The sequence below is a fragment of the Syntrophothermus sp. genome, assembly GCF_013314835.1.
Taxonomy (GTDB): Bacteria; Bacillota; Syntrophomonadia; order Syntrophomonadales; family Syntrophothermaceae; genus Syntrophothermus; species Syntrophothermus lipocalidus.
Map to the genome: position 1 here is coordinate 20,642 of NZ_JABUEX010000025.1, position 23,844 is coordinate 44,485.

Consider the following 23,844-nt stretch of genomic DNA (forward strand, 5'->3'; position numbering starts at 1 on the left):
AGATGAGGATTAGGGGGAGCACGATGAGAAGATTGATGATCGGCAACGAAGCTATTGCTAGAGGAGCGTATGAGGCCGGGGCCACAGTGGCTACCGCTTATCCGGGTACGCCCAGCACCGAGATACTGGAGTTTTTCAGCAGGTACGATGGGGTGTACGCGGAATGGGCTCCCAACGAGAAAGTGGCTTTCGAGGTGGGTTGTGGAGCCTCCGTTGCCGGGGCCCGCACCTTGGTGGCTATGAAACACGTCGGAGTAAACGTCGCGGCTGACCCGCTTTTTACTTTTGCTTACACAGGGGTAAACGGCGGTTTGGTCTTGGTGTCTGCGGACGATCCGGGGATGCATTCCTCGCAGAACGAGCAGGACAACCGGGGATACGGTAAGTTTGCTAAGCTGTTGGTTATTGAACCTTCAGACAGCCAAGAAGCTAAAGACTTTGTTTTTTCGGCCTTTGAGCTGAGCGAGCGATTTGACACCCCGGTTATGTTGAGGATTACTACACGCCTGGCCCATTCTCAAGGCATGGTGGAGGAGGGCGAGCGGCAACAGGTTGATCTGAAACCTTATACCAAAGACGCTGCCAAATACGTTATGTTGCCAGGGCACGCGCGGTTGCGCCACCTCGAAGTTGAAAAGCGGATGGCTGCTTTGCGTGAATACGTGGAGGAGAGCCCACTGAACCGGATAGAGTGGGGGGACCGTTCTCTCGGTATCATTACCAGCGGGGTAGCCTACCAGTACGTGAAAGAGGTTATGCCGGAAGTCTCAATCCTAAAGCTGGGAACAGTAAACCCTCTGCCAGAAAAGCTGATACGTCAGTTTGCATCCGGGGTTGATCGTTTGATCGTCGTGGAAGAATTGGAACCTGTGATAGAAGAGCAGGTGAAAGCATGGGGGATCAAGGCGGAAGGCAAGAACCTTCTTCCGCTTACCGACGAGTACAGCCCAGAACTCTTGGAAGAGAGATTACTGGGGAGAACTACAAACACTGCTTACACGCTGGATACGACGGTGCCCGCCAGGCCGCCCCTGTTTTGTCCGGGATGCCCGCATCGGGGAGTCTTTTATACCCTGGGCCGTATGAGATTGACCGTCTGCGGGGACATCGGTTGTTATACTTTGGGGGCACTCAAACCCTTGGCTGCCATGGATACCACCATCTGTATGGGAGCGAGCATAGGCGCAGCCCTGGGTATGGAAAAGGCCCGGGGCCCCGAGTTTGCCCAGAAGACAGTGGCGGTGATCGGCGATTCTACATTCGTGCATTCAGGTATCACCGGGCTCATCGATGTCGTGTACAACCGGGGAATTTCTACTGTGTTGATTCTAGACAACGGGACCACGGCCATGACCGGTCACCAGCACCACCCGGCGACTGGCCGCACCATCGACGGGGTAGAGACGGCAAGGTTGGACCTGGAGGCGGTTTGCCGGGCAGTCGGGGTACAAAGGGTAAGGACCGTGGACCCACTGGACTTGAACCAACTGGAAGCAGCCTTGAAAGAAGAGCTCATTTCTGGACAGCCTTCGGTTATCATTGCTAGACGACCTTGTGCACTTCTCCCTGATGCCGGTCTGGGAGAAAAGATGTACTACGTGGACGAGGAGGCTTGCAAAGGATGCCGGCTGTGCATCAAGATAGGGTGCACTGGTATTTATTGGATAGAAGAAGAAAGGATAGCCAGGATTAATCCCAACCTCTGCGTTGGGTGTGGCCTCTGCGCTCAGATATGTAAATTGGATGCCATCCTGGAAGGGGGTGGGCGGTAATGGCAGGGCAAGCGGTTACCAGTGTCATGATCGTTGGGGTCGGTGGGCAGGGCACCTTGCTGACCAGTCGGGTTTTGGCCCGGGTGGCTGTTAAGTTGGGACATGACGTCAAAGTGTCGGAGGTTCACGGAATGGCCCAGCGAGGAGGGAGTGTGGTCAGCCAGGTCCGGTTCGGGCCTAAGGTTTATTCCCCGATCATAAAACGGGGAGATGCCGACATCGTTTTAGCATTTGAGAAGCTGGAAGCGGCCCGCTGGTTGGGATACCTCAAACAGGGCGGGTTGCTGATAATAAACGATGAGAGGGTGGATCCTCTTCCGGTCATGAGTGGAGAAACCAAGTACCCCGAGGACATTGCTCAAAAGTTGTGTCAGGTTGTTCCCAACAGCGTGCTGGTCGATGCTACTGGGATTGCCGTGGGTTGCGGCAGTGCCAAAGCGGCTAACATGGTCTTAGTGGGCCTGTTGAGCTCGGTTATGGATATAGACCCCGAATTGGTAGAAGAGGCTATTCGCGAGTTGGTTTCGCCAGCTGTTTTGGACCTGAACCTGCGCGCTTTCCATGAGGGCAGGGCTTTTTGGGGTAACAGGGCTTCGACGGCCAATATCGGTTGATTAGGGGGAAGGCTAGATGGCAGGATTTGTCGAGAGAAACGCACGCAAGGAAATATTTTCATTAAAACCTTATGTTCCGGGAAAGCCCATCGAAGAAGTGGAGAGGGAACTAGGCCTCAAAGACATCGTAAAAATGGCTTCCAACGAAAACCCGCTCGGGCCATCACCCCGGGCTCAGGAAGCCGTTGTCAACGCGGCTAAGGACTTGAATCTTTATCCTGACGGCAACTGTTTTTACCTGAAAGAGAAACTGGCCGAAAAATTCGACCGTTCCCAGGACTGTTTTATGATAGGCAATGGGTCGGATGAACTTTTGCGCTTGATAACGGAAACTTTTGTGCAGCCTTCGGATGAAGTGATATACGGGGATCCTTCATTTTCAGAGTATGAGTTCATGACCTGCGTCATGGGAGGAAAGGTCAAACCCGTTCGTCTGGCGAATTTCACCTACGACTTGCAGGCCATGAAGGCGGCTGTGACCGAAAATACCAAGATAATCTACGTGTGTAACCCTAACAACCCTACGGGTACCGTGGTTACCCGTGAGCAACTAGAGAAGTTCATGGAGAGTCTGGATGAGGACATCCTGGTGGTTTTCGATGAGGCTTACTACGAGTATGTGGATGACCCCGAGTTTCAGAGTGGGCTCGAGTACCTCGACCGCGGCTACAACGTCATCGTCTTGCGGACGTTTTCAAAAATATACGGGTTGGCTGGCTTGAGAATCGGATACGGGATTTCTACGCCGGAGATTGTCGCTGCCGTGAATAGGGTCCGGGAGCCCTTCAACGTGAATCTCGTAGCCCAGAAGGCAGCTGTGGCGGCCTTGGAGGACGAGGAGCACCTGACAAGAAGCCGGGAGATAAACCGGCAAGGCAAGGAATACTTGTACCGAGAGTTGCAGGCAATGGGCTTACGTTATGTTCCAACGCAGGCCAATTTCATTTTTTTAGATACGGGACAGGACTGCCGCCAGGTGTTCCAACAACTGTTGAGACAAGGGGTAATAGTTCGGACCGGGGACATTTTCGGTTATCCCACTTATATTAGGGTTACTGTAGGTACCGATGAACAAAATCTCCGGTTCATCTCCAGTTTGAAGCGGGTTCTGGAGGGTTAAGCTTGCATGACGGTCGTCTTCAAGAAGAAATACTTCGAACCCGAGGCGGTTTCGGAGTTGGCGAAGGCTCTAGATACCTGTCTTCCGAAAGAAGGCGAAGTCGTGTTCATATGTATAGGCACCAATAGGAACATCCTCGACTGTTTGGGACCCATGGCAGGGACCATGATAAAGGATAAAGTACCCGAACTCGCGGTTTACGGCACTTTAGACGAGCCGATACACGCTCTGAACATGGTAACAGCTTTGCGAAGTATCCGCAATCGTCATCGGGGAGCGGTTGAGGTGGCCATCGATGCTTCTTTGGGAAAGCCGGAGGAAGTCGGGGTAATTCAAGTCAGGCTAGGTAGCTTGACCCCGGGCAAGGCGGTAAACAAACGCTTGCCAGCTGTAGGTAGCGTAGCTGTAACCGGCGTAGTGGCCGCAGCCAACGACGAAGAAATAGGTTACGTAAAGACGGTATCAGGGAGCATTGCCCCCGTGTATCACATAGCACGTACCATAAGCAGGTCCGTATTTGCCGTGAAAGAAGTGTTGCTGGCGCGGGCCGCACCCGAAGAAGGATGTGAAGAAGGCTGACGGTGATCGTCAGCCTTTATCCTCGCGGATGTATTTGTTTGCGGCTGGCTAGACCATGATTTGAGAGCGTATCTGCTGGATATCCTGCATGCTGGCGGGTTGGGCGGGGGTGTAGAACCCTTTTTGGGCAGCTGCTTGGTACAGCCGGTATTGAAACTCTTCGTCAGAGTTGCGTATCTGCTGGATAGTCTGCCTCAGTTGGGGGTTGGAGGTTTCTGAGATGACACGTTCATAGTTTAACAGGCTGCTCTTAACCATAGAAAGAACGTCATTCACCATGTCTTTGTCTTTCATCGTTTCATCTCCTTTATTGCAAGAATGAAGCTAGTTTTTGCTTGGTATTGCGGGCCGACTGGGACGATTGCTGGAACATTTGCTTGAACTCGGGATCAGTGCATTGCTGGGCGTAGGTTTCTAGTTTCTTACATGCGGTATCGTGGGCGCTGATGAGCTCTCGCAGGTTTTGTAGTTCCATCTGATTAAGGTGGTGAGTCATCGACTTTTATTCCTCCTTTCGTTTTTTGACCAAGAGTAGTTTTTCCATTGAGATAGAAAATATTCGTCAGTTTTAAGCTTGATAATGTATCGACAACGGTGAGGGAGAGAGGGGAACTGCTGTGAATAGAAACTATGAGGAAAAGTTTTTGTGCAGCCTGAGATACCCGCTGCATTCGTTATGCATTAGTCCTGATCGGAGAAGCGTAGCTTTTGTTGCAGGAGGAAGCGGGCGGGAAACGGTCATGCTTAACCAAAGGGAGCTCAAGACTACCGAAAAAGTGATTTCGGGCAGCCTTGTTTTCAGCCCTGACAGCAAGAGAACTGCCTTTGTTGTTAAAATGGGAGATGGCCAGGCGGTAGTTGCGGACGGCAAGGAGAAAAAGGTTTACCAGGGTATTTTGGAAAACAGCCTTGTTTTCAGTCCTGACAGCCGCAGGCTCGCTTTTGCGGCTCAGGCAGATAAAGGACAGTTTGTAGTGGTGGATGGTAAAGCGAGAAAGTATTATGAGGGGATTCTCCAGGGGAGCCTGATGTTTAGTCCCGACAGTAAAAGGGTAGCGTATGCCGCTGCCCTTGATGAAGAATGGCGGTTGGTAGTAGATGGCCGAGAAAAACTGGTCTGTGACGGGATCGCGATGGGCACGGTTCTTTTTAGTCCCGACAGCACTCGGATTGCTTGCGCTGCCCAGTTTGAAAACAAGTGGTCAGTGTGGGTAGATGGGAGGTCGCAGTCTCTATACAACGCCATCGGCGGGAGTTCGCTCGTTTTTAGCCCCGATAGCCAGCACCTGGCCTACGCGGCTCTGATCGGCAATAAACGGGTCATGTTGGATGGTAGGTATGCTCCCTGGCCCGGCAACAAACAGCTGGTTGTCCTGGATGGGGTGGAACAGAAGTATTATGACGCGGTAGCAGGTGACAGCTTGACTTTTAGTCCCGATAGCCAACATCTCGCCTATGCTGCCCAGGAAGGATTTGAAATAGTAACGGTCGTCGATGGTGAGGAGTTAGGGAGGTATCAGGGCATAGGCGGAGAGACCATGGTCTTTAGTCCCGACAGCCGACACCTCGCTTTTGCGGTTAAAAAACAGGATAAATGGCTGGTAATCCTCGACGGTAAGGAAGGACCAGCTTATGACGGTATACTGAGGGGAAGCTTGATCTTCAGCCCTGACAGTGAACATTTGGCCTACGCCGCGCAAAAGGGGCAGAAAATCGTGATAGTAGTGGATCGCGACGAAATAGCCGGGTATGATGCGGTTACTGGAGAGAGCTTGGTTTTCAGCCCTGACAGCAGTCACCTGGTATGGGCAGCCCAAGACGGGCACAGGCAGTATGTTGCGGTTGACGGGGCACCTGGTCCAGAGTATGCTGTGGGGTTTACCACAAAGGGACGCGGTATCGTGTTCGATTCTCCCATGCGTTTTCGCTACCTGGCGATCAAGGATAAAACCCACGTGTGCTTGATTGAGGAATCATTGCCATAGACGTCGATATACTGTAACCGGTTGAAAAACACAGAGACATTGATCTAAGCATAAACCTGCGTTAATCGGCGGCTGATTTCTAGAATGGCCAGTCGGCGATGTTTTTGGTAACCTCGATTTCTGACGGTTCCATCAGGCGTAGCATGGATTGGGGAATGAGGAAACTGCGGGCCCGGTTTTTGATAAATACTAAAAATATAGGGTCGTCAGGGGTATAATTACCTCTCCTGCCGACAATCTTACCGCTTAGGCCATAAAAAGGGTGTCCGGATTTGTTGACTACCACCAGGTCACCTAGATCCATGGTTAATTCTCCTTTCTTTTAGGGAAGCCGGTTCGCCGGTATTTCCGGCCAGAAACGGGCTGCTTGCAATACCCGCCGTTTTTAAACTACGGGCCGGGGCAAGCTGCTTAGGACAGGCTCCGGAAGACGACCGAGAGCCGATGTCATGGTTTGATTATACCATACTAACCGAACCATTCGAAAAGAATAAACAGGAGCAGGGTAAAGTCTAGGGCGGGTGAGGATATGACGGGGTTAAAGTATTTGTTCAGGTCCGGGTTCATCGGTAGCCTGGCCGTCAGCAACCGGGTATTTCTGCCAGCGATGATCAGCGGTTTGGCTGGTGTAACAGGGGAGGTTAGCCCCGAGATGCTCGCTTATTACGATGCTCGGGCCAGCAGTCAGCCTGGAGTAGTGGTGGTAGAGATTGCGTGCGTTGACGCTCCTACGGGGAAAGCGGCGTTAAACCAGCTTCGTATCGATCATCCGCGATTTCTGCCGGGTTTGAGGCGGCTGGCCGAAAGGATAAAGAGCTGGGGGCCTTGCGCTTTCATTCAATTGCACCATGCCGGGCGGCAGACCACTCTGCTGGCGACGGAAGGGCAGACTCCCTTATCACCGTCAGCGGTTCCTGACCGGTCATCAAGGTACATCTGTAGGGAGATGAGCCTTGAAGATATTGAACTCATAAGGGAGAAGTTTATAAAAGCGGCCGGGTTAGCGGTACAAGCGGGGTTTGACGGGGTCGAGATCCATGCAGGGCACGGGTATCTTCTGGGACAGTTTCTTTCACCGCACACTAACCGTCGCCAGGACCGGTACGGAAGGGATGCGACCGGCAGGGCGCGCTTGGTAATGGAAATAGTGGATGGGATAAAGGCCGCGTGCCCCGGACTGGTAGTTGGGGTTCGCTTTAACGTCGCGGATTTCGTCCCTGGGGGCGTCGAGCCGGACGAAGGGGTTTATTTGGCGCAAATCTTGGAATCGGCGGGGTCCGATTACCTTTCTGTCACCGGGGGTACCCACGAATCGGGGCTCACCACGGTTGAACCGGCCTCTTTTCCGGAAGGCTGGAGGATGCGCTTGGCGGCCAAGGTAAAGAAGGCGGTATCGGTTCCGGTGGTGGGAGGGGGTGTGATACGTCACCCTGAATACGCCGAGCAGGTCCTGCGAGAAGGCTGGGTTGACTACGTGTTCATCGGGCGAGGCCAGCTGGCTGACGGAGAGTGGTTGGCTAAGGCTAGGTTACAACAAAGCGACCGGATAAGGCCGTGCCTGTCCTGCAACACCTGTATCGCTCAGTCTTTCTATCACCTTCCCGTCACCTGTACAGTCAACCCCTACATAGGGCGAGAAACATGGCTGAACCGCCCAACACAAACCTCATGCCCGAGAAGGGTGGTAGTGGCCGGCGGCGGACCCGCAGGCATGACAGCTGCCGCCTTATTGGCGGCCAAGGGGCATCGGGTCACTTTGATAGAAGCCAAGCAAGAATTGGGAGGGATGTTGACTCCGGCTTCGCGGGTTCCTCACAAAAGGCGATTGGCTGAGTTTAGGGACTACTTGGTGGGCGAGTTAAAGAGACGCGGGATAGACATCAGGTTAGGGCAGAGGGTTACTCCCAAACTGCTCAACCAGCTTCAGCCCGAAATAGCGGTGGTAGCCACGGGGTCAGTTCCAAGGCCGTGTCCCGGGTTGGCCCCAGGGGAGAATGTGGTCCAGGCTGCGGAGGTTTTGGCCAGTGGTGAACCGGTCAGAAACAGGCGAGTGGCTGTTGTTGGCGGCGGGGCTATAGGGTGCGAAACCGCTTTGTACCTGGCTACGCACGAGAACCGGGTGGTGGTTTTAGAAGCCGGTGAGAGGCTGGCCCAAGGCCTTAATCCCATGAGCCGGCGGGATTTACTGGACGGTCTGGATGCAGCGGGCGTAGAGAAGGTTACCGGGTGCGTTGTGGTTGAAGTGAAAGGAGACATCGTAAGAGCCCGGGATTCTTGCGGCAGGATCTTTGATATTGAGGCTGAGCTGGTGGTACTAGCCGTGGGGCTCAAACCATACAACCCGTTAAGTAGCATGCTCCGTACTTCGGTGCCCGAAGTTTTTGTTATCGGGGATGCGGTTAAGCCGCGAAACATAGCTGCTGCCATCTTTGAAGCCGAGACCCTGGCTAGAAGGTTATAGCGGACTGAGCCGGGTTTGGCAGATAGTGCCCAGGAATGAAGCGCAAGAAAAAGGGTTCTGGACATCTCGCGTTCCGGAACCCTTTTTCGTTTATATCCAACGATTCCGCCGGAAAATAAACAACATAAACCCGGCCAGCAACCCCATGCCTCCGAGGATGTGCCAGAAATACATAGGATTGTCTTGAAGAGGTATGTGGACGTTCATCCCGTACAAGCCGGTGATGAAAGTCAAGGGGATCATGATTGTAGATACGATAGTCAAGACCCTCATGACCTCGTTGGTACGCGTGTTGACGATAGAGTAATAAATTTCCATCGAGCTCGTGACCAGGTCGCGGAAAGTGTCAACCGAGTCCAAAATACGGTCTAGGTGGTCTATTACGTCCAGATAATAAGGTTTGTTCTCTTCGCGGATAATAAACGGGTAACGTCCATGCATATTGGCGAACAGTCTTCTCTGTGGCAGAAGAACCTTGCGCATAAGGAGTATGGTACGGCGCAATGCTAGCATTTCTTCGTTTATTTCGTGATGAGCACTGGTGAATATATCGTCTTCCAATTCATCGATACGGTCGGCCAGTCGTTCGATGATAGGAAAATAATCGTCTACGATGTTGTCAATTATGCTGTACAAAAGGTAATCAGGACCTCGATTCATGAACTCAGCGCTGTACCGGGAAACGCGCGCTACCTTACCAACTGCCCATAGAGCTACCGGATGTATGGTTACTATATAGTTAGGGCCTAAAAAGACGTCGAGTTCGATGCTGGCTATTTCTTCTTCGTCGTCACTCGCTTCTTCATAGTAGCGGAGGGCATGAAAAACAAAAAAGCTGTAATCGTCGTAGCGGTCGATTTTGGCCCGAGGGTTTTCCTGCAAGCAGTCTTCAATGGCCAGAGGGTGAAAGTTAAAAACCTGGCCCACATACTTAAGCTCTTCTTCGGTGCAGTCATAGATATCTATCCATAACAGGTTACATGGGGAACTGAGCAGGGCATCTTTATCTGCCAAGTCGACGTCATGGTACATAGCATTCTCGGCGTGGTTATAAAAGTAGGTCTTGATCAAAGGGTACCCCTCCTTTCTATCGGAGGGTCCGGCTCACGAGGTGGTAAAACGCGACCCTCCTGGTTTGTAGATTGAGGATGGTATAAAGCTGTGCACATTTTCGCCAGGGTATGGGATCCATCTTACCACCGCCCTTTCCTGTCGAGAATAGTCTTAGCCCATAACCAATATACGGCGGGCATGTAGCCTTGTCAATACGGCCCATCTGCTAATTCAGTAGGGATAGAGTCTTTTCTTCCTGGGAAAATTAGGCATGAGGTGGATTGACGGTGCGGAAGATTACGCTATGGCTCGTGATGGTTCTGAGTGTGGTGCTGAGTGTCGGTTTTACATGGAAACTGCCTGAGCTTAACGTTCCTCAGATGTCTATAATCTATGACATTAATGGGAGAGAAGTAAAAGGGATATACCAACAAAACCGCATCAGCGTGGGGTTGAATCAGGTGTCCCCCTACCTGATTGACGCGTTTATCGCGGTCGAGGACAAGAACTTTTACCGGCACCACGGTATTGATCTAGGGGGGGTCCTGCGTGCTTTGCTCGTTGATTTGCGTGAATTGCGGGTGGTAGAAGGAGGTAGCACCATAACCCAGCAGACCGCGAAGAACCTCTTCTTGACCCAGGAAAGGACCTTAACCCGGAAGATAAAGGAGCTCTATTACACTTTTTTACTGGAGAAGCAGTACACGAAGGATGAGATACTGGAAATGTACCTCAACACCATTTATTTCGGCAACGGGGCGTACGGGGTGGAGGCCGCCGCCCGTACCTATTTTGCGAAATCGGCGTCGGACCTGACCCTGGCTGAAAGCGCACTTTTGGCCGGAATACCCGCGCGCCCCAGCTACTTCAACCCGTTTACAAACCCTGAAGCCGCTAAATCCAGGCAATCGGTCGTTCTCGAGCGCATGGTTGAAGAAGGAAAGATAAGCGAGGAGGAGGCGAAACGAGCTCTACGCCAGCCACTTCAGTACCGCAGGGCCAGGTTCATCAAAGGGGATGCCCCTTATTTTGCCGACATGGTTATAGATTACCTGGTCAAGAAGTATGGGGCCCGTATGGTTTACCAGGGCGGGCTTAAGATATACACTGGTTTGGACCTGGATATGCAGGAAGCGGCGCAAGAAGCCTATGACGACACCATGAAAGATAAAGACAAGGACCTACAGGCAGCTTTGGTGGCGGTTGACGCCAGGTCAGGGTATATAAAGGCCATGATAGGGGGAAGGGATTTTGCTCAGAGCCAGTTTAACCGGGCAATCAACGCTTACCGACAGCCCGGTTCCGCTTTCAAGCCATTTTTGTATTCGCTGGCCATAGAAGAGGGGTACACTGCGGCCTCTACCTTTACCTGCGATTGGGTGGAATTTCCACAGCCCGACGGTACGGTATACCGGCCAACTGACTATGGCGACCAGCCCTACCACTACCGGGACTTCACTCTAAAAGAAGCCATAATGGTTTCAGATAACGTGGTGTCGGTCAAGCTCAACAACAGTGTCGGCCCCAAACGATTTGCAGAATGGGCGAAGAAATTCGGTTTCAGTGGTAATATCAGACCCGTGCTTTCGTTGGCTCTCGGCACATCTGAAGTAACCCCTTTGGAGATGGCGTCGGCTCTCACCGCTTTTGCCAACGGCGGCGTTAGAGCTGAACCGGTAGCCATCATCAAGGTGTTGGACCGAAACGGACAAGTGCTTGAAGAGCACCACCCGCGACAGTCCAGGTTGGTCTCCCCCGAAAACGCATACATAATAACAGATATGCTGGAAGGGGTATTGGAACCGGGAGGCACTGCTTCTCACCTGAAAAGCTTGGTGGGCAGACCGGCGGCGGGGAAAACCGGGACCACTCAGGAATACCGGGACGCCTGGTTTGTAGGTTATACCCCACAGCTGTCGTGTGCGGTATGGGTCGGTTACGACACCCAGACCAGAACCGTAGATCTGCCTGGAGGGCGCATTGCGGGTCCTATCTGGGCAAACTTTATACGAAAGGCCTCGGAGAAGCTTCCGGTCGAATACTTCCCCGTTCCGGACGACATCATTAACATTAATATCTGCATGGATACTGGATTGGTGGCGACGGAATCCTGTCCTAGGGTGATGAAAGCGGCCTTCGTCAAGGGGACAGAACCGAACGAAATGTGTTACGTTCACCAGTCCTGGTGGGACCTGATTCCAAACACGGCTATTGATTTTGGGCCATAAAAAGGGGAAAATAGTTACAGTTTTGACGCTAGGAAAGGATAAGATGCTTGACCTAAGCCTTGATCCGTCAGTTCATCGTTTAGCAGGAAATGTTCGGGCAGTTGGATAATTAATCACCTATTCACGGAAAAAGCGGGCGAATTAGGGGCAAGAAGGGGGGAACGGAATGCGGGTCACGGTTACAATTTTGGTGGAAAACACCACCCCTGATTCACGACTGGTAGGGGAATATGGATTTGCAGCTATGGTGCAGGTGGAGGACTATCGTTTCCTATTCGATACCGGTTCTAAAGATGCCTTATTTGTCAATGCCAAAAGGATGGGGGTGGACCTGGACTCCTTAGACGACATCGTGATCAGCCACGGGCATTTCGATCATACCGGGGGCTTGGAGGCCTTGCTCAAGATGCGAGGCAGGCGGCGGGTTATTATTCATCCCGACGCGTGGTTACCCAAGTTCGTGGCAGGCCTGCCAGGTTCCGACGAGCCCCGTTTTATAGGGATGAGGGTTACCAGAGAAGAGGTGGCGAGGCTCGGCAGCACTATTGTCCAAAATTCTTCGGCGTACGAGCTGAGGCCAGGGGTACTGGTATCGGGAGCAATTCCCCGTACCAATTCTTATGAAGACACAGGCGGGCAGTTCCTGCGTCGCAGGAATGAAGCCGATGACTACGAGACCGACCTATTGCTCGATGACCAGGCTGTAATAATAGACCACCCCGAAGGGCTGGTAGTAGTTAGCGGGTGCGCTCATTCGGGGCTAATCAACACCTTGGAGTATGCCCAAAAGCTGACAGGGTGTAGCAGGATCCAGGCATTCATAGGAGGAACTCACCTTATGTCTGCTGGCGAGGAGAGGCTGGAGAAGACTTTTCGGGCTTTAGAGTCATACGATATACAAAGACTGGTCGTTGCCCACTGTACCGGCTTCTACGCGGCAGCTCGGCTGTACGGGCATTTCGGGAACAAGGTGAAAAAAGGGGAGACGGGGTTCCATTTTAAGATATAGGGCTGGTAAATGAAGGCGTTTTGAGGAGGGGTGACTACACTGAGTAAGCTGAAACCTAAGGATTTGAGGAAACTGTGCGATCCTGAGGAGTTCCCATTCGCATCGACAGCAGAGCTTGAGCCTCTTGAAGGAATTATTGGGCAGGAGAGGGCAGTCAAATCGGTTGAATTTGGTTTGGACATAAAGAGCGAAGGCTACAACATCTTTCTTGCCGGCATCAGCGGCACCGGGAAGGTTACCCTGGCGAGGAACCTGGTGGAAAAGAGAGCACAGCAGGACCCTGCTCCCTTCGATTGGTGCTACGTTTTTAATTTCCGCAATCCCGATCGCCCGCGGCTTCTGCAGTTACCGGCAGGGAAGGGCAGGCGACTGGCTCGTGATATGGACCGGTTGGTTAACAACCTGCGTAAAATGATTTCTAAGGCCTTCGAAAGCCAGCATTTTGAGATGCACAGAAACAGAATTCTAGGAAGTTTCCTCGATAGCACCAACCTTATGTATCAGAAACTGGAGAAAATGGCCCAAGCTGAGGGGTTTACTATTTCCCGCAGCCAGCACGGGATAAGCACTATTCCGCTGCGAGACGGGAAACCGCTGGACCAGGAGGAGTTTGCCACCCTCGATGACGAGACCAAACAGGAACTGCTGGAGCGGAGCAAGGCCTTGCAGGAAAAGATAAACGAGGCTATGCGCGAATACAAGGAACTCGAGCGGACCGTGAGGGAGAAAATGCGGGTGCTGGAGGTAGAAACCGCGCGTAGTGTGATGGTTCCATACTTCGCGGCGTTATACGAGACTTACCGGGACTATGCTAAGGTTATTTTTTACCTAGAGGAGGTTCACCAGGACGTCCTGGAGAACCTGGAGTTGTTTGCGGGACAACAGGAAGAGACGCAGTTTCCGGCCGCACTTTTTCGCCGTATAGACAAAAAGGCCGCATTTAAAAGGTACAAGGTCAATGTGCTTGTAGACAACGAGGGACGGGACTACGCGCCTGTCGTCTACGAGACAAACCCTACGTACGCCAACCTCTTCGGCACCATCGAGTACGAGAGCGAATTCGGCATACTGTCAACTGATTTCACACGGGTTCGGGCAGGAGCGGTTCACCGCGCCAACGGAGGGTACCTTATCCTGCACGTGACCGATCTTTTTAAGAACTTTTTCGTTTGGGATACCCTAAAAAGGGTTCTCAAGAACCGGGAGATAACCATAGAGAGCGTTTTGAAGACTTTCAGCGTAACCAGCTCGGAAGTACTGGAGCCGGAACCCATGCCGGTCGAAGTCAAGGTGATTCTCATCGGAGAACCGTTAATGTATTACCTCCTGTACACTTACGACGAGGAGTTCCGCCAGCTTTTCAAGATCAGGGCAGACTTTGAAGTGGAGATGCCCCGGACGGGAGAGTACGTTTCCAAATACGCCCAGTTTGTGAGTTGCGTGGTCAGGCGGCACGGGTTGCGCCATTTTACTAGAGAAGCGGTAGCCAGGCTGGTCGATTACGGCACCTGGCTGGCTGAAGATCAAAAGAAACTAACCACGTTGTTCGACCGCATAAACGACATCATTTTTGAGGCTGACGTATGGGCTTCCCGAGAAAAATGCGAGCTGGTGGAAAAGCGGCATGTTCAAAAAGCGATCGACGAAAAGCGTTCCCGCTCTGACCTTTTAGAGGCCAAAGTCCTGGAACTCATACGTGAGGGAACGATCATAATAGACGTTCACGGGGAGGCAGTCGGGCAGATCAACGGTCTGGCTGTGTATTCGTTGGGCGATTACTGGTTTGGCAAACCCTGCCGCATAACAGCCCGGACTTTCATGGGTGAGAAAGGTGTAATCAACATCGAGCGGGAAGTGCGGATGAGCGGGAGCATACACACCAAAGGGGTCTTAACCTTGGCAGGATACCTCGGAGCCCAATACGCCCAGGACAAACCGCTTTCCCTATCCGCCAGCTTGACTTTTGAGCAGACGTATGAGGGGATCGAGGGTGACAGCGCTTCGGCCGCGGAGCTGTTTGCCATACTTTCCAGCCTTTCGGGAGTTCCTATCCGGCAGGGGATAGCGGTGACTGGCTCTATCAACCAGAACGGAGAGATCCAGCCCATAGGAGGTGTAAACCAGAAAATCGAGGGATTTTTCAAGGTATGTAAGCTAAAAGGACTGGATGGGCGTCAAGGAGTTATCATTCCCAAGCAAAACATAGCTAACTTGATGCTGCCGGATGAGATCGTAGACGCAGTTAGGAAAGGAAAATTCTCGATCTGGGCAATTGGCCATGTCAACGAGGGCATCGAGATACTGATGGGAAAACCTGCCGGTAAGAGGGAGGCAAATGGAGATTTCACTAAGGACAGTGTCCATTACCAGGTTGACCGGCAGTTAGCTAAGTGGGCTGAGCGCAGGACCCGGGGCATTGGTCGGCAAGAACAGCCCGACGTTTTGTCCCGAGGAAGACGGATCCGGCCAAGGAGGGAAGGGAAATGAGCAGGCGATGGGGGTGGGCCTTCTTAGCGTTGGTACTCTTGGCGGTTGGAATAGTGGCTGGTTGGAGCATGGAATGGAATGGAATTATTGGCGGCAATCAAGTCGACGAACAGAAACCATTGTTGAAAGTAGAGATTCACTTCAGCGATGGGTCGATGCTGGTCGGCTACGTTAAAGAACTCGGGGTTTCGAAGGAAGGGACGATTTACGTAGGGGGGTCATCAACCAACTACCTTTATGATGCGGGAGGTCATGTCATAGGGGTATTCAATTATAGCCACGTGTCGTACATGAAAGTCATTAAATGACCTATCCACGGTTATAATTTAGGTTTCGATTAAAGAAAATATAGGAAAGAAGAAGGAAAAATGGATGAAATGTCGAAGCCAATCTGTTAATAGCATAGATTTGATGGCGGGCATGCTCCCGATTTGTGACCAGCACCCGCAAAGACAGGCTTTGCGCAAATGCTTGATGTGCGGGGTTCTGATGTGCTCGGAGTGCATGGCTTTTGGTCTGCAATTCGGGCTTATCATGTGCGAGGATTGTGTTGGGCGGTTGCTGGTGTTGTCTTGGAGCTAAAAGCAAAAGACTGTTGCTGGAAGGAAGGCTTACATGCAGGATACCTGTTCGGGTTGGGATTGGCTTAAAAGCAGGGATTATGAAAAGGCAGTGCGAGATTTTCACGCCCGCATTAGTGGTGGAGGAGGCGATTTTTCCGACTATTGGGGTTTAGGAAAGGCTTCCTTTTTTGTTGCCGAGGAGCGGGGAATGGCTGGGCAATACCTGAAGGAAGCTTTTTCTTTGGCACTGAAGGAGTGGAAAGAAGGGGGGATTCCATATGACATAGTTGAAGCGATTGAGAAGGATTTGGACCGGGCCGAAGGTAGCTCAGGGGAACGGATTCTTCAGCGTGGGCGGGAGTACATTCTAGGACTCCTTCGCTTGACCGGGGCCATGCCTTTGCTGGATGCTGTGGCTGGGGTGGAAAAGCTGGCTAACCTTAAGCTCGTGCCGTGGTGGGATCGGTTGTTGGAGGAAATAGAACGAGATCCAAGACTCATCATTTCATCCGGAGATATCGTATGCCTGCCGGAGGTGAAAGATCCGCTCTATATTTTGGAGGCTAGAAAAAAGTATGAAGTGGCCTTTTCTTTCGGCATGGACGATCTGGCGCGCGCTTTGCACTTTGATTTGTGGCAGGAAGTGAAGCAAGGCTTGGAATCTGTTTTGAACAGCTTCAGCGGTGGCAATCTCGAGAGCGAACAGGTGATACGAATCGCGTTGAATAGCCGTACCCTTAGCGAATTGCTACAGCAGATGGATCTTCTGACCCGGATGTACGATCTAAGGTATGTCATGAGCAACTGGTACCGTGTTCTTTACAACCTGTGGGTTCAGATGCCGAGATGGGAATTCGGTTTCAAATCGCTGGCTGATATCGATGCCGACGATATGCTGTTGGGTGAAATAAAGGTGAACGACGTGGCCAGGATTTTAGGGCTTGTAGCCGATGAAGAGGGCAATCTGTTCTGCCCGAAATGCGGGGAGAAGGTAGCACTGGCAGAGGCACATCATCACTTGTCGTAGGTTTCGCAACACTGGTTGTGATGGAAAGTAGCGGGCGTATATCGTGGGAGAGGGGAGATTACGAGAATGAGGCTCAACGTAGGAACCAGGTTGATGCTGGTTTTTACTCTCGTCATCGTTATAGTTACGGGGTCTATAGCGTATTACGCTTCTACCGCCTTTAAGAACGAGATAATAAAGGCGGCTGAACAAAAGCTCGATTCCGACCTGAATATGGGGCTCGAGTTGCTGGATCAAAAGTACCCCGGGCAGTGGTCGATCGGTTCTGATGGCAAACTCTACAAAGGCGATGTTTTGATGGATGAGAATTTTGAGATAGTCGATCTAGTGGGGGAAAAGACCGGGGATACCTGCACCATCTTCAAAGGAGATACCAGGGTTTCGACCAACGTCAAGGCCAACGGAGTGCGGAAGGTGGGTACTCAGTGCGCTCCTGAGGTGGCACAAGCGGTTTTGAAAGAAGGGCAGAAATTCGTGGGCGAAGCCGACGTGGCCGGTACCCGCAACCTGACTACATATGTTCCTCTAAAGGACGCCCAAGGCAAGATCATCGGAATGTTTTACGTAGGGGTTCCGGCTACCCCATATGACGAGATGGCTGGGCGCTTGGCCCGGAACATGCTGTGGGGCACTTTGATCGGTATCGTGCTTGCCGGTGTGGCTGCTTTCCTTCTGTCGCGCAGTGTTGCTGGTCCCTTGCAAGTGATTGAGGAGAGCATACAGCGGGCTGCGGAAGGCGACTTGACGCGTAAGGTCCAAATGGATGCAAAAGACGAGATCGGGAGAGTTGGAGCCTCACTCAACGTGATGATCGATAAGATATCTTCGGTCATCGCCCAGACCCAGAGGTTGGCTCAAAACGTCGCCGGGGTTTCGGGGCAGTTGAAGAAGAGGTCAGATGCTAGTGCCCGTCTCATGGAACGGATGAGTGCCAGTTGCCAGGAGATGGCGGATAACGCGGTCCTGCAGATGGATATGGCCCAGCAGACCCGAGATATAATAAAAGAGATGTCGGCCGGTATTCAACAGGTGGCCGTTGGAGCTCAGGAATCGTCGAGCGCTTCAGTGCAAGCCAGTAAGACAGCGGAAGAAGGCGGAATTCAGGTCGAGCAAGTGGTGCGCCAGATGGAAGTAATAAGCAGCACGGTGAATTCAACGGCCGGTATCGTTCAGGGTTTGGGTGAAAAATCGCAGAGGATCGGGGAGATAGTCGACGTTATCACCGGTATTGCCGAGCAGACTAACCTTCTGGCTCTTAACGCTGCTATCGAAGCGGCTCGAGCAGGAGAACAGGGGCGTGGGTTTGCGGTCGTAGCCGAAGAAGTTCGAAAACTCGCCGAGGAGTCGGCAGAAGCTGCGAAGAAGATAGCGGTGTTGATAGGAGAGATTCAGCAGGAAGCTGGGCGCGCGGTAAAAGCGATGGATGACGGGACCCGGGAGGTAGCAAACGGTATCCAGGTTGTGGCTAAGTCCGGGATGGCCTTCCAGGGCATTATCGATGGGATCAAGAAGATATCCGAACACGCTCAAGAGGTCTCGGCAGCCAGTGAAGAAATGGCGGCGGGAACAGACACGGCTCTGCAGGCGGTTAACCGGACGGCTGAAGCGGCACAGAACACTACGGACGCCGCAAAACGTATCGACGCTTTGGCGGCAGAGCAGCTGGCAGGGCTGCAGGAGGTCAACGCCTCGGTCGAGGAATTAAACCGGGTGATTACCGAACTGGAGAAATCTATCGAACTCTTCAAGGTAGCGGGTTAAAAACCGGGTCATCGGGCTATGGCACCCTTCCGGCACGACCGGCGGGTGCCTTTTTCGTTGAGAAGCCGCTCTCCAAAACCTAGGCCCTAGCCAGGCGCATACAAATGGATGTGCGGAGGAGCCTTCCAGGGACTATTATTTTACGAATATCGTCAAAATTTTAAGACATTCAGTGTAAATCTGTGTTAATCTCCGTTAATCTGTGCCCATCAGTGGCCACCTCTCACCCGGGTCGATTACAATTAGGTAGGAGAGGAATTGTGAAAGGGGGAGCGTTTGATGCCACTGGCTACTCGTTGTGCCCTGTGCGGGAAGAAGTATGAGATTGCAGAGGATAATCCGGCCTACCAGAAGCTGGTTGCTAAGCCTTCGAGCACTTACATCTGTGACATGTGCAAAAACCGGGTGAGGTTCGAGTCGGAAGACCAGCAAAAACCGAAGAAGCCGATGTGAGAGGTGAAGGGGATGAGTTGGGATAAGGTTTTCATCCCCAACCGGGAAGGGAAAAGGTTAGCGGCTCTGGTTTTTGAGCCTGAGGATAGGGCCAGGTGCCTGGTGGTGGCCGCTCACGGCTTTCGCGGGAGTAAAGAGAACGGAGGCCGGATCTACAGCCTAGGCCAGAAATTGGCTGAACGCGGAGGTAGTCTCGTGGCCTTCGATTTTGCCGGTAGCGGTGAAAGCGAGGGGGACTTTACCCAGGTGACCTTGTCAGGGCAGGCAGACGACCTGAAGGACGTGGTTGACTGGGCGTGCTCTCGGGTTGATAAGCCGTTGGTGCTCCTGGGACGGAGTTTTGGCGGTAGCACTACTTTGGTCGAGGCCAGTAAAGACGAGCGTGTGAGGGGTGTCGTGCTGTGGTCAACCCCGGTTTTTCTGGTAGAGACTTTTTCGGCGATGATGCCGGAGCAGTTCGAAGCCATGAAGAAAGGGCTGGAAGTGAGTATAACCGACGATTGGGGAGAGTTTAGGCTCGGGCCTGGTTTTGCGGCTGATTTATATAACCATAATATGGTAGAATATATTAGCGGGCTGAGAGACCGCCCGGTGCTCATCGTGCATGGGTTGAAAGACGAGGTGGTGAGCCCGCAAAACGCTCGGTTTTTGGGCGAGGCCTTGAGAGAGAATGCGGAAGTTCACCTGGTCGAAGGAAGCGACCACAGGTTTACCACCAGCCACGAAATCAGAGAAAACCTAACCCTGGCATGGCTGGAGCGGCATTTCCTGAAAGAGGCTTAGAAAACAGTATTATCCATAGCTAGAGGCAGGCATTTCTCCGCGTATACTGTTAGCGGGGGAATCAGCTTAAGCGTGGCCAGGCAACTATCCGAAGAGGCCCCCCTCGAGTTGGAAATTTAGCCTGCCTGCCACAGCTTGAGTCTTCGTCGGTTTCCGTTTTCCTAGTATTCTGAATTTATGCCAGCGTTGCCGGGAAGCGGGATAAGACCTGACCTTGTTGCAAGCTGTATCGTTGGAGGAGTCAAAGAGCCTGTGATTGAAAGTTTCAGCATGGCTGAGGTTACAAAATACATTAACAATTTCCATGCCCTGGCTCCGGGAGTGGCTTTTGGGCTTTTTTTTATTCAGGCGGTTTTCCCCGTATTTCCTTACGTTATTCTGGCTGGGGCTGCCGGGATGCTTTTTGGTTTTTGGGAAGGCTTTCTTTTAGCGTGGCTGGGAGCCCTGAGCGGTGCCTGCGCCGCTTTCGTGATGGCACGCCATTTAGGATACGATTGGTTCAGCCGCAAGATGTCGGAGCGGTACCGGTTGGACCTGGAAAGTATAAACCCCCACTACGGTTTCTGGAGCATCGTCCTGGCCCGGATCATTCCGGTCGTTCCTACCCCACTCATCAACGTGGCAGCCGGGGTAGGAGGCGTGTCCTTCCGCATCTTCACACTAGCCTCCGCAATAGGCAAACTACCTACAGCTTTAATATATACGGGATTAGGCTATCATTTCTACCGAACACATGACCTCGTGAGCACGATAACAGGGCTCGTTCTGGTACTGGCGGCAGGCTATCTCGTTGTCGCTTATCTGAGGCGAAACAGTAGTTGATATCGTTCTTAGTGTTCTGCACCTACAGCCGTTAACCATAATTTTACCAAGACCTACTCTACGACTTCCACTTCATCCATGGTGAGAACCCGATGCCCTTTCTGTTTAGCTTGGGTGGATCCGAGGCTGGCTAGATTGACGAGATCAACCACATTGAGCCAATTCTGCTTGTCCTTGTCACTTGCAGATCGGCGGCCGGGTACTATACCGGCAGAAGCCGCCAAAGCCAGTCCCCGGTTTTGCAGTCCCGGCCAGGTTACGTTGCTAATGGCGTCGAGAAGAGAAAAACACAACTCCTGTGCCTCTCTTACGTTCCTCGAGGTCACCACCACAAACTCGTCGCCCCCATAGCGACACAAGTAATCTACTCCTTCGGCAGTGCCGCTGTTGAGAGCCTCCGCGACCTTTACCAGGATGCTGTTCCCTTCGGCGTGGCCCAGTTGCTTATCGATTTCTCCAAAATTATCGAGGTCGATAAAAATGACGACTGCTGAAGAATTGGTTTTGAGCAGTTTCTCTGCTGCATAGTAGGCGTAATCGGCTGTAAAAAGGCCAGTAAGAGAGTCGACGGCTTTACCGAAGTGGATAAGCAGGCAAGATTTCGTAATGATCCCTAATAGCCTGCCTTCAGCCTCCACTACCAGCCTCTCGATGCAGTAGCGGTCAATTTTCTCTTTTGCCTCCCAAATAGAGCAATCAGGGCTGATGGTTATGACTTCTCTGGTCATAGCGTCTGCCACAAGCCGGTTAGGATGGGCATTGCGAACATCGCGGGAAGTCAGGATACCTACCAGCATCCCTTCCTGGACCACAGGGAGCCCGCCTACTTTGAACCTCTGCATCAACTGAACCGCTCGAGCGACACTAGCATCCGGCGACACTGTAACCGGATCGCATACCATTATACTCTTAAGCGTACCCATGTTCTCACAGCGGCCTGCCCAGTACCGCTCCCCTCCCCATTAGATTATTAAAGAACCTACAGAGCCGACTCAAGAACCGTCTGGCAAGAGCCGGATAAACTGCCGTTTTTGCAGTTATATGCTGACCAAGCGACTTACCTGAATCACCACGTTAATCCCTATCTTGATGATCATGGAATCATCTGCGATCCTCGAACTCTCTTCGAGGACTATAGGAAAAAGGCTCTCTTTAGGAACCACATTAAGTAGTGACTTTCTTATTACGGCTGCTTCAAAAACCTCGTGGTCGAGAAGGAACAACTCGTATTGATCTGGGGACAAGGCTTCTACCATCCGCTTGGCTGACTCCGCGCCGATAGGAGCTTTCCTCCCGACAAGCAGAACGTCCTGCATAGGCGGAAACTCAAATTGGGCCAAACGTAAGTTTATTTCTGCTTTACGTACTGGTTCTGTGGGAGCCAAGGCTTCCGACATCGCATTGCTCCTTTCTTTTCGGAAAATCAAGTGAAAGCTCAGTGATGGCAGACACCAGTAATCGATTCCGATGAACCTAAGCTCTCCCAACGAGATGCACGTGAAAATTAAGCATGGCCAACGTGCATCATCCTCCTACATGGATCGGACTCGTCAGCATCCAACAACAGTTTAGCAATTTAGGGAAAGAAATGTCAAAAACTCAAAGATCCGGTCTCAGGCCGTAACCCCCTGGCACGAAGCTCCTAAAATTCGATGGTTACCGGCTTCACCAGAGTCACATTAGGTCGTAGTTTGTCGAAATTTGACGACAAATTTTGGAAGGAATCGAAGGAGGTGATGGATAATTAATTGCTTAAAATCGGACGATTAACTGGTTGCCAGTTTACGTGCAATGTAGTTGCTACCTTGCGCGAGCACAGAAGTTCTCAGCGTCGGTGACGTTTTGGAGATCCTCACGAACTGGTATTAATCGGATTTTGGGGCTTGTAACCTGGAAAAGGGGAGAAATCGGGTGAGGTTAGACGTTACGCTAGAAGCGAAAGGCAGGTTAACCCTGCCCATACACCATAACCATCTTGTTCAGGCGGCCGTCTACCGCCTCATCGAGGAACCGACCTTAGCCGAGTACCTGCACTCTAACGGGTTTGTCTGGCGCGATCGTAGGTTCAAGCTTTTTACGTTTTCGCGATTGCTAGGCGAAAGCCACTTCGAAAAAGAACGGGAGATCATTGTCTTTTCTCCTCCCGTACGTCTGGTGATAACCTCGCCGGTAGCTTTTTTGGTTAAAGAGTTGGGTAAGGGATTGTTGCGGCGCGGGTACATGAGGATAGGGAGCACGTGGCTGGAAATAGCAGGTATAGCATCCGGTGAGCAGGTCGTGCGAAAGCAGGAAATAAGGGTACAGATGCTTTCTCCGCTTACAGTCTACAGCACCCTAGACAAACCTTCGGGCAGGTATACGTACTATTACTCTCCATTTGAAGAACGATTTTCCGTGCTCGTCGGGCTGAACTTGGCGAAAAAGTACGAGATTCTATACGGGCGAGCCTTTTCTGGAGCAGAACCTGTAAAGATCAGCGCCGAGAAGATAACACCAAACGATTTTAAGGTATTGAAATACAAAAACACAGTCGTCAAAGGATGGCTGGGCCGCTTCAGGCTAAAGGGTGACCCGGAAATGTTGACCTTGGCCCTTGAGGCCGGGTTAGGAGCTAAGAACTCGCAGGGGTTCGGCTGCTGCGAGGAAATATAAAGGTGCTTGGATCGGAACGAAGGTGGGGTATTTGGGTTGCTCTACGTAAGCGCTTTGAGGTATGTTTTGCAGTTAAAATAGAGTAGGCGGGGAGTGAAAGTTGGAGTTGACAATAGTGCCACTTCGTGGTAAAACGAGAGTGATAGGTTCGGCACACAACGAAAAATAAAAACTACCCGCCAAACTTTTCCACGGTCGCCAGGCTGGATTTTGAATGAGGTGGAGTCCTCATAGGTAGGCTAATCTTTTTCTTTAGCAAGCACACAACTAAAAAATTTCCATCCCGACAACGGTAGGCTGTTTCATTCTTTAGTATCGTATCTTACGACGATAAAAAATGCAAGGCCTTGTACTAGTTCAACACATGTGAGACACTATGGACTAGCGCAGTGTTGTTGTAAGAACTGGGTGGGGCTTATGTATCCCAGGCTTTGATGCGGTCTGAAGTCATTATAGACCTTGGAGGTCCATCGCT

The 23,844-nt window shown here is 51.9% G+C and carries 23 protein-coding genes; 17 read left to right on the forward strand and 6 right to left on the reverse strand.

Translation table 11 applies throughout. The features are described from left to right. Nucleotides 1-23: 23 nt before the first annotated feature. Genes iorA through yyaC form a run of 4 tightly spaced genes read left to right on the forward strand, consistent with a single transcriptional unit; the run spans nt 24 to nt 4,085 of the window. Nucleotides 24-1,772: an indolepyruvate ferredoxin oxidoreductase subunit alpha gene (gene iorA, locus HPY90_RS09050; protein WP_287193803.1), complete on the forward strand. Its 1,749-nt coding sequence runs from the start codon at nt 24-26 to the stop codon at nt 1,770-1,772. After that, the gene (locus HPY90_RS09055) at nt 1,772-2,386 is read left to right on the forward strand and encodes an indolepyruvate oxidoreductase subunit beta (protein ID WP_287193805.1); all 615 of its coding nucleotides are present in this window, start codon (nt 1,772-1,774) and stop codon (nt 2,384-2,386) included. Before iorA ends, HPY90_RS09055 begins: the two co-directional genes overlap by 1 nt. A gap of 16 nt (nt 2,387-2,402) precedes the next feature. Beyond that, the gene (gene hisC / locus HPY90_RS09060; protein ID WP_287193807.1) at nt 2,403-3,506 is read left to right on the forward strand and encodes a histidinol-phosphate transaminase; all 1,104 of its coding nucleotides are present in this window, start codon (nt 2,403-2,405) and stop codon (nt 3,504-3,506) included. A gap of 6 nt (nt 3,507-3,512) precedes the next feature. Continuing rightward, nucleotides 3,513-4,085 carry a spore protease YyaC gene (yyaC, locus tag HPY90_RS09065; protein WP_287193809.1) on the forward strand — a complete coding sequence of 191 codons (573 nt, stop codon included), beginning with the start codon at nt 3,513-3,515 and terminating at the stop codon, nt 4,083-4,085. 48 nt (nt 4,086-4,133) lie between these two features. On the opposite strand, the gene HPY90_RS09070 is transcribed toward yyaC, so the two are convergent. Then, complete coding sequence (locus HPY90_RS09070) at nt 4,134-4,379, reverse strand: spore coat protein (protein ID WP_287193811.1); 246 nt, start codon at nt 4,377-4,379, stop codon at nt 4,134-4,136. Between the two features lie 13 nt (nt 4,380-4,392). After that, nucleotides 4,393-4,581 carry a hypothetical protein gene (locus tag HPY90_RS09075; RefSeq protein ID WP_013175542.1) on the reverse strand — a complete coding sequence of 63 codons (189 nt, stop codon included), beginning with the start codon at nt 4,579-4,581 and terminating at the stop codon, nt 4,393-4,395. Between the two features lie 121 nt (nt 4,582-4,702). On the opposite strand from HPY90_RS09075, the gene HPY90_RS09080 reads away from it, so the two are divergent. Then, on the forward strand, nt 4,703-6,070 hold the full coding sequence (locus HPY90_RS09080; protein WP_287193814.1) for a WD40 repeat domain-containing protein: 1,368 nt from the start codon (nt 4,703-4,705) through the stop codon (nt 6,068-6,070). A gap of 79 nt (nt 6,071-6,149) precedes the next feature. On the opposite strand, the gene HPY90_RS09085 is transcribed toward HPY90_RS09080, so the two are convergent. Beyond that, nucleotides 6,150-6,374, reverse strand: coding sequence for a hypothetical protein (locus HPY90_RS09085; protein WP_287193816.1), 225 nt, complete (start codon nt 6,372-6,374; stop codon nt 6,150-6,152). Nucleotides 6,375-6,599: 225 nt separating this feature from the next. Between HPY90_RS09085 and HPY90_RS09090 the strand changes: the two genes are divergently transcribed. Continuing rightward, nucleotides 6,600-8,531, forward strand: coding sequence for an FAD-dependent oxidoreductase (locus HPY90_RS09090; RefSeq protein WP_287193818.1), 1,932 nt, complete (start codon nt 6,600-6,602; stop codon nt 8,529-8,531). Nucleotides 8,532-8,621: 90 nt separating this feature from the next. On the opposite strand, the gene corA is transcribed toward HPY90_RS09090, so the two are convergent. Beyond that, nucleotides 8,622-9,602, reverse strand: coding sequence for a magnesium/cobalt transporter CorA (gene corA / locus HPY90_RS09095; RefSeq protein WP_013175538.1), 981 nt, complete (start codon nt 9,600-9,602; stop codon nt 8,622-8,624). 269 nt (nt 9,603-9,871) lie between these two features. On the opposite strand from corA, the gene HPY90_RS09100 reads away from it, so the two are divergent. The 10 genes from HPY90_RS09100 (at nt 9,872) to HPY90_RS09140 (ending at nt 20,717) form a co-directional block, all read left to right on the forward strand. Further along, nucleotides 9,872-11,812, forward strand: a complete 1,941-nt coding sequence (locus tag HPY90_RS09100; protein ID WP_287193820.1) for a transglycosylase domain-containing protein — start codon at nt 9,872-9,874, stop codon at nt 11,810-11,812. Nucleotides 11,813-11,978: 166 nt separating this feature from the next. After that, complete coding sequence (locus tag HPY90_RS09105) at nt 11,979-12,821, forward strand: MBL fold metallo-hydrolase (RefSeq protein WP_287193822.1); 843 nt, start codon at nt 11,979-11,981, stop codon at nt 12,819-12,821. 30 nt (nt 12,822-12,851) lie between these two features. Beyond that, nucleotides 12,852-15,308 (forward strand): Lon protease family protein, encoded by a 2,457-nt coding sequence (locus tag HPY90_RS09110; RefSeq protein WP_287193824.1) that lies wholly within the window; start codon nt 12,852-12,854, stop codon nt 15,306-15,308. Then, complete coding sequence (locus HPY90_RS09115; RefSeq protein ID WP_287193826.1) at nt 15,305-15,616, forward strand: hypothetical protein; 312 nt, start codon at nt 15,305-15,307, stop codon at nt 15,614-15,616. The genes HPY90_RS09110 and HPY90_RS09115 overlap by 4 nt, the downstream gene beginning before the upstream one ends. A 112-nt stretch (nt 15,617-15,728) precedes the next feature. Further along, the gene (locus HPY90_RS16135; protein WP_353733650.1) at nt 15,729-15,890 is read left to right on the forward strand and encodes a B-box zinc finger protein; all 162 of its coding nucleotides are present in this window, start codon (nt 15,729-15,731) and stop codon (nt 15,888-15,890) included. Between the two features lie 33 nt (nt 15,891-15,923). Further along, nucleotides 15,924-16,898, forward strand: coding sequence for a hypothetical protein (locus HPY90_RS09120; protein WP_287193828.1), 975 nt, complete (start codon nt 15,924-15,926; stop codon nt 16,896-16,898). A gap of 66 nt (nt 16,899-16,964) precedes the next feature. After that, complete coding sequence (locus HPY90_RS09125) at nt 16,965-18,659, forward strand: methyl-accepting chemotaxis protein (protein WP_287193830.1); 1,695 nt, start codon at nt 16,965-16,967, stop codon at nt 18,657-18,659. Nucleotides 18,660-18,938: 279 nt separating this feature from the next. Then, nucleotides 18,939-19,112, forward strand: a complete 174-nt coding sequence (locus tag HPY90_RS09130) for a DUF2197 domain-containing protein (protein ID WP_287193832.1) — start codon at nt 18,939-18,941, stop codon at nt 19,110-19,112. A 12-nt stretch (nt 19,113-19,124) separates the two neighbouring features. Then, entirely contained in the window at nt 19,125-19,895 is a 771-nt protein-coding gene (locus HPY90_RS09135; protein ID WP_287193834.1) for an alpha/beta hydrolase, read from the forward strand. Nucleotides 19,896-20,147: 252 nt separating this feature from the next. Then, a complete protein-coding gene (locus tag HPY90_RS09140; protein ID WP_287193835.1) occupies nt 20,148-20,717 on the forward strand; it encodes a TVP38/TMEM64 family protein in 570 nt (189 codons plus the stop codon). Between the two features lie 53 nt (nt 20,718-20,770). Here the strand turns inward: HPY90_RS09140 and HPY90_RS09145 are convergent, their stop codons facing one another. Beyond that, a complete protein-coding gene (locus HPY90_RS09145) occupies nt 20,771-21,640 on the reverse strand; it encodes a CBS domain-containing protein (protein ID WP_287193836.1) in 870 nt (289 codons plus the stop codon). A gap of 114 nt (nt 21,641-21,754) precedes the next feature. Continuing rightward, on the reverse strand, nt 21,755-22,114 hold the full coding sequence (locus HPY90_RS09150; protein ID WP_287193838.1) for a hypothetical protein: 360 nt from the start codon (nt 22,112-22,114) through the stop codon (nt 21,755-21,757). A gap of 514 nt (nt 22,115-22,628) precedes the next feature. On the opposite strand from HPY90_RS09150, the gene cas6 reads away from it, so the two are divergent. Next, the gene (cas6, locus tag HPY90_RS09155) at nt 22,629-23,369 is read left to right on the forward strand and encodes a CRISPR-associated endoribonuclease Cas6 (protein WP_287193840.1); all 741 of its coding nucleotides are present in this window, start codon (nt 22,629-22,631) and stop codon (nt 23,367-23,369) included. Nucleotides 23,370-23,844: the final 475 nt, after the last annotated feature.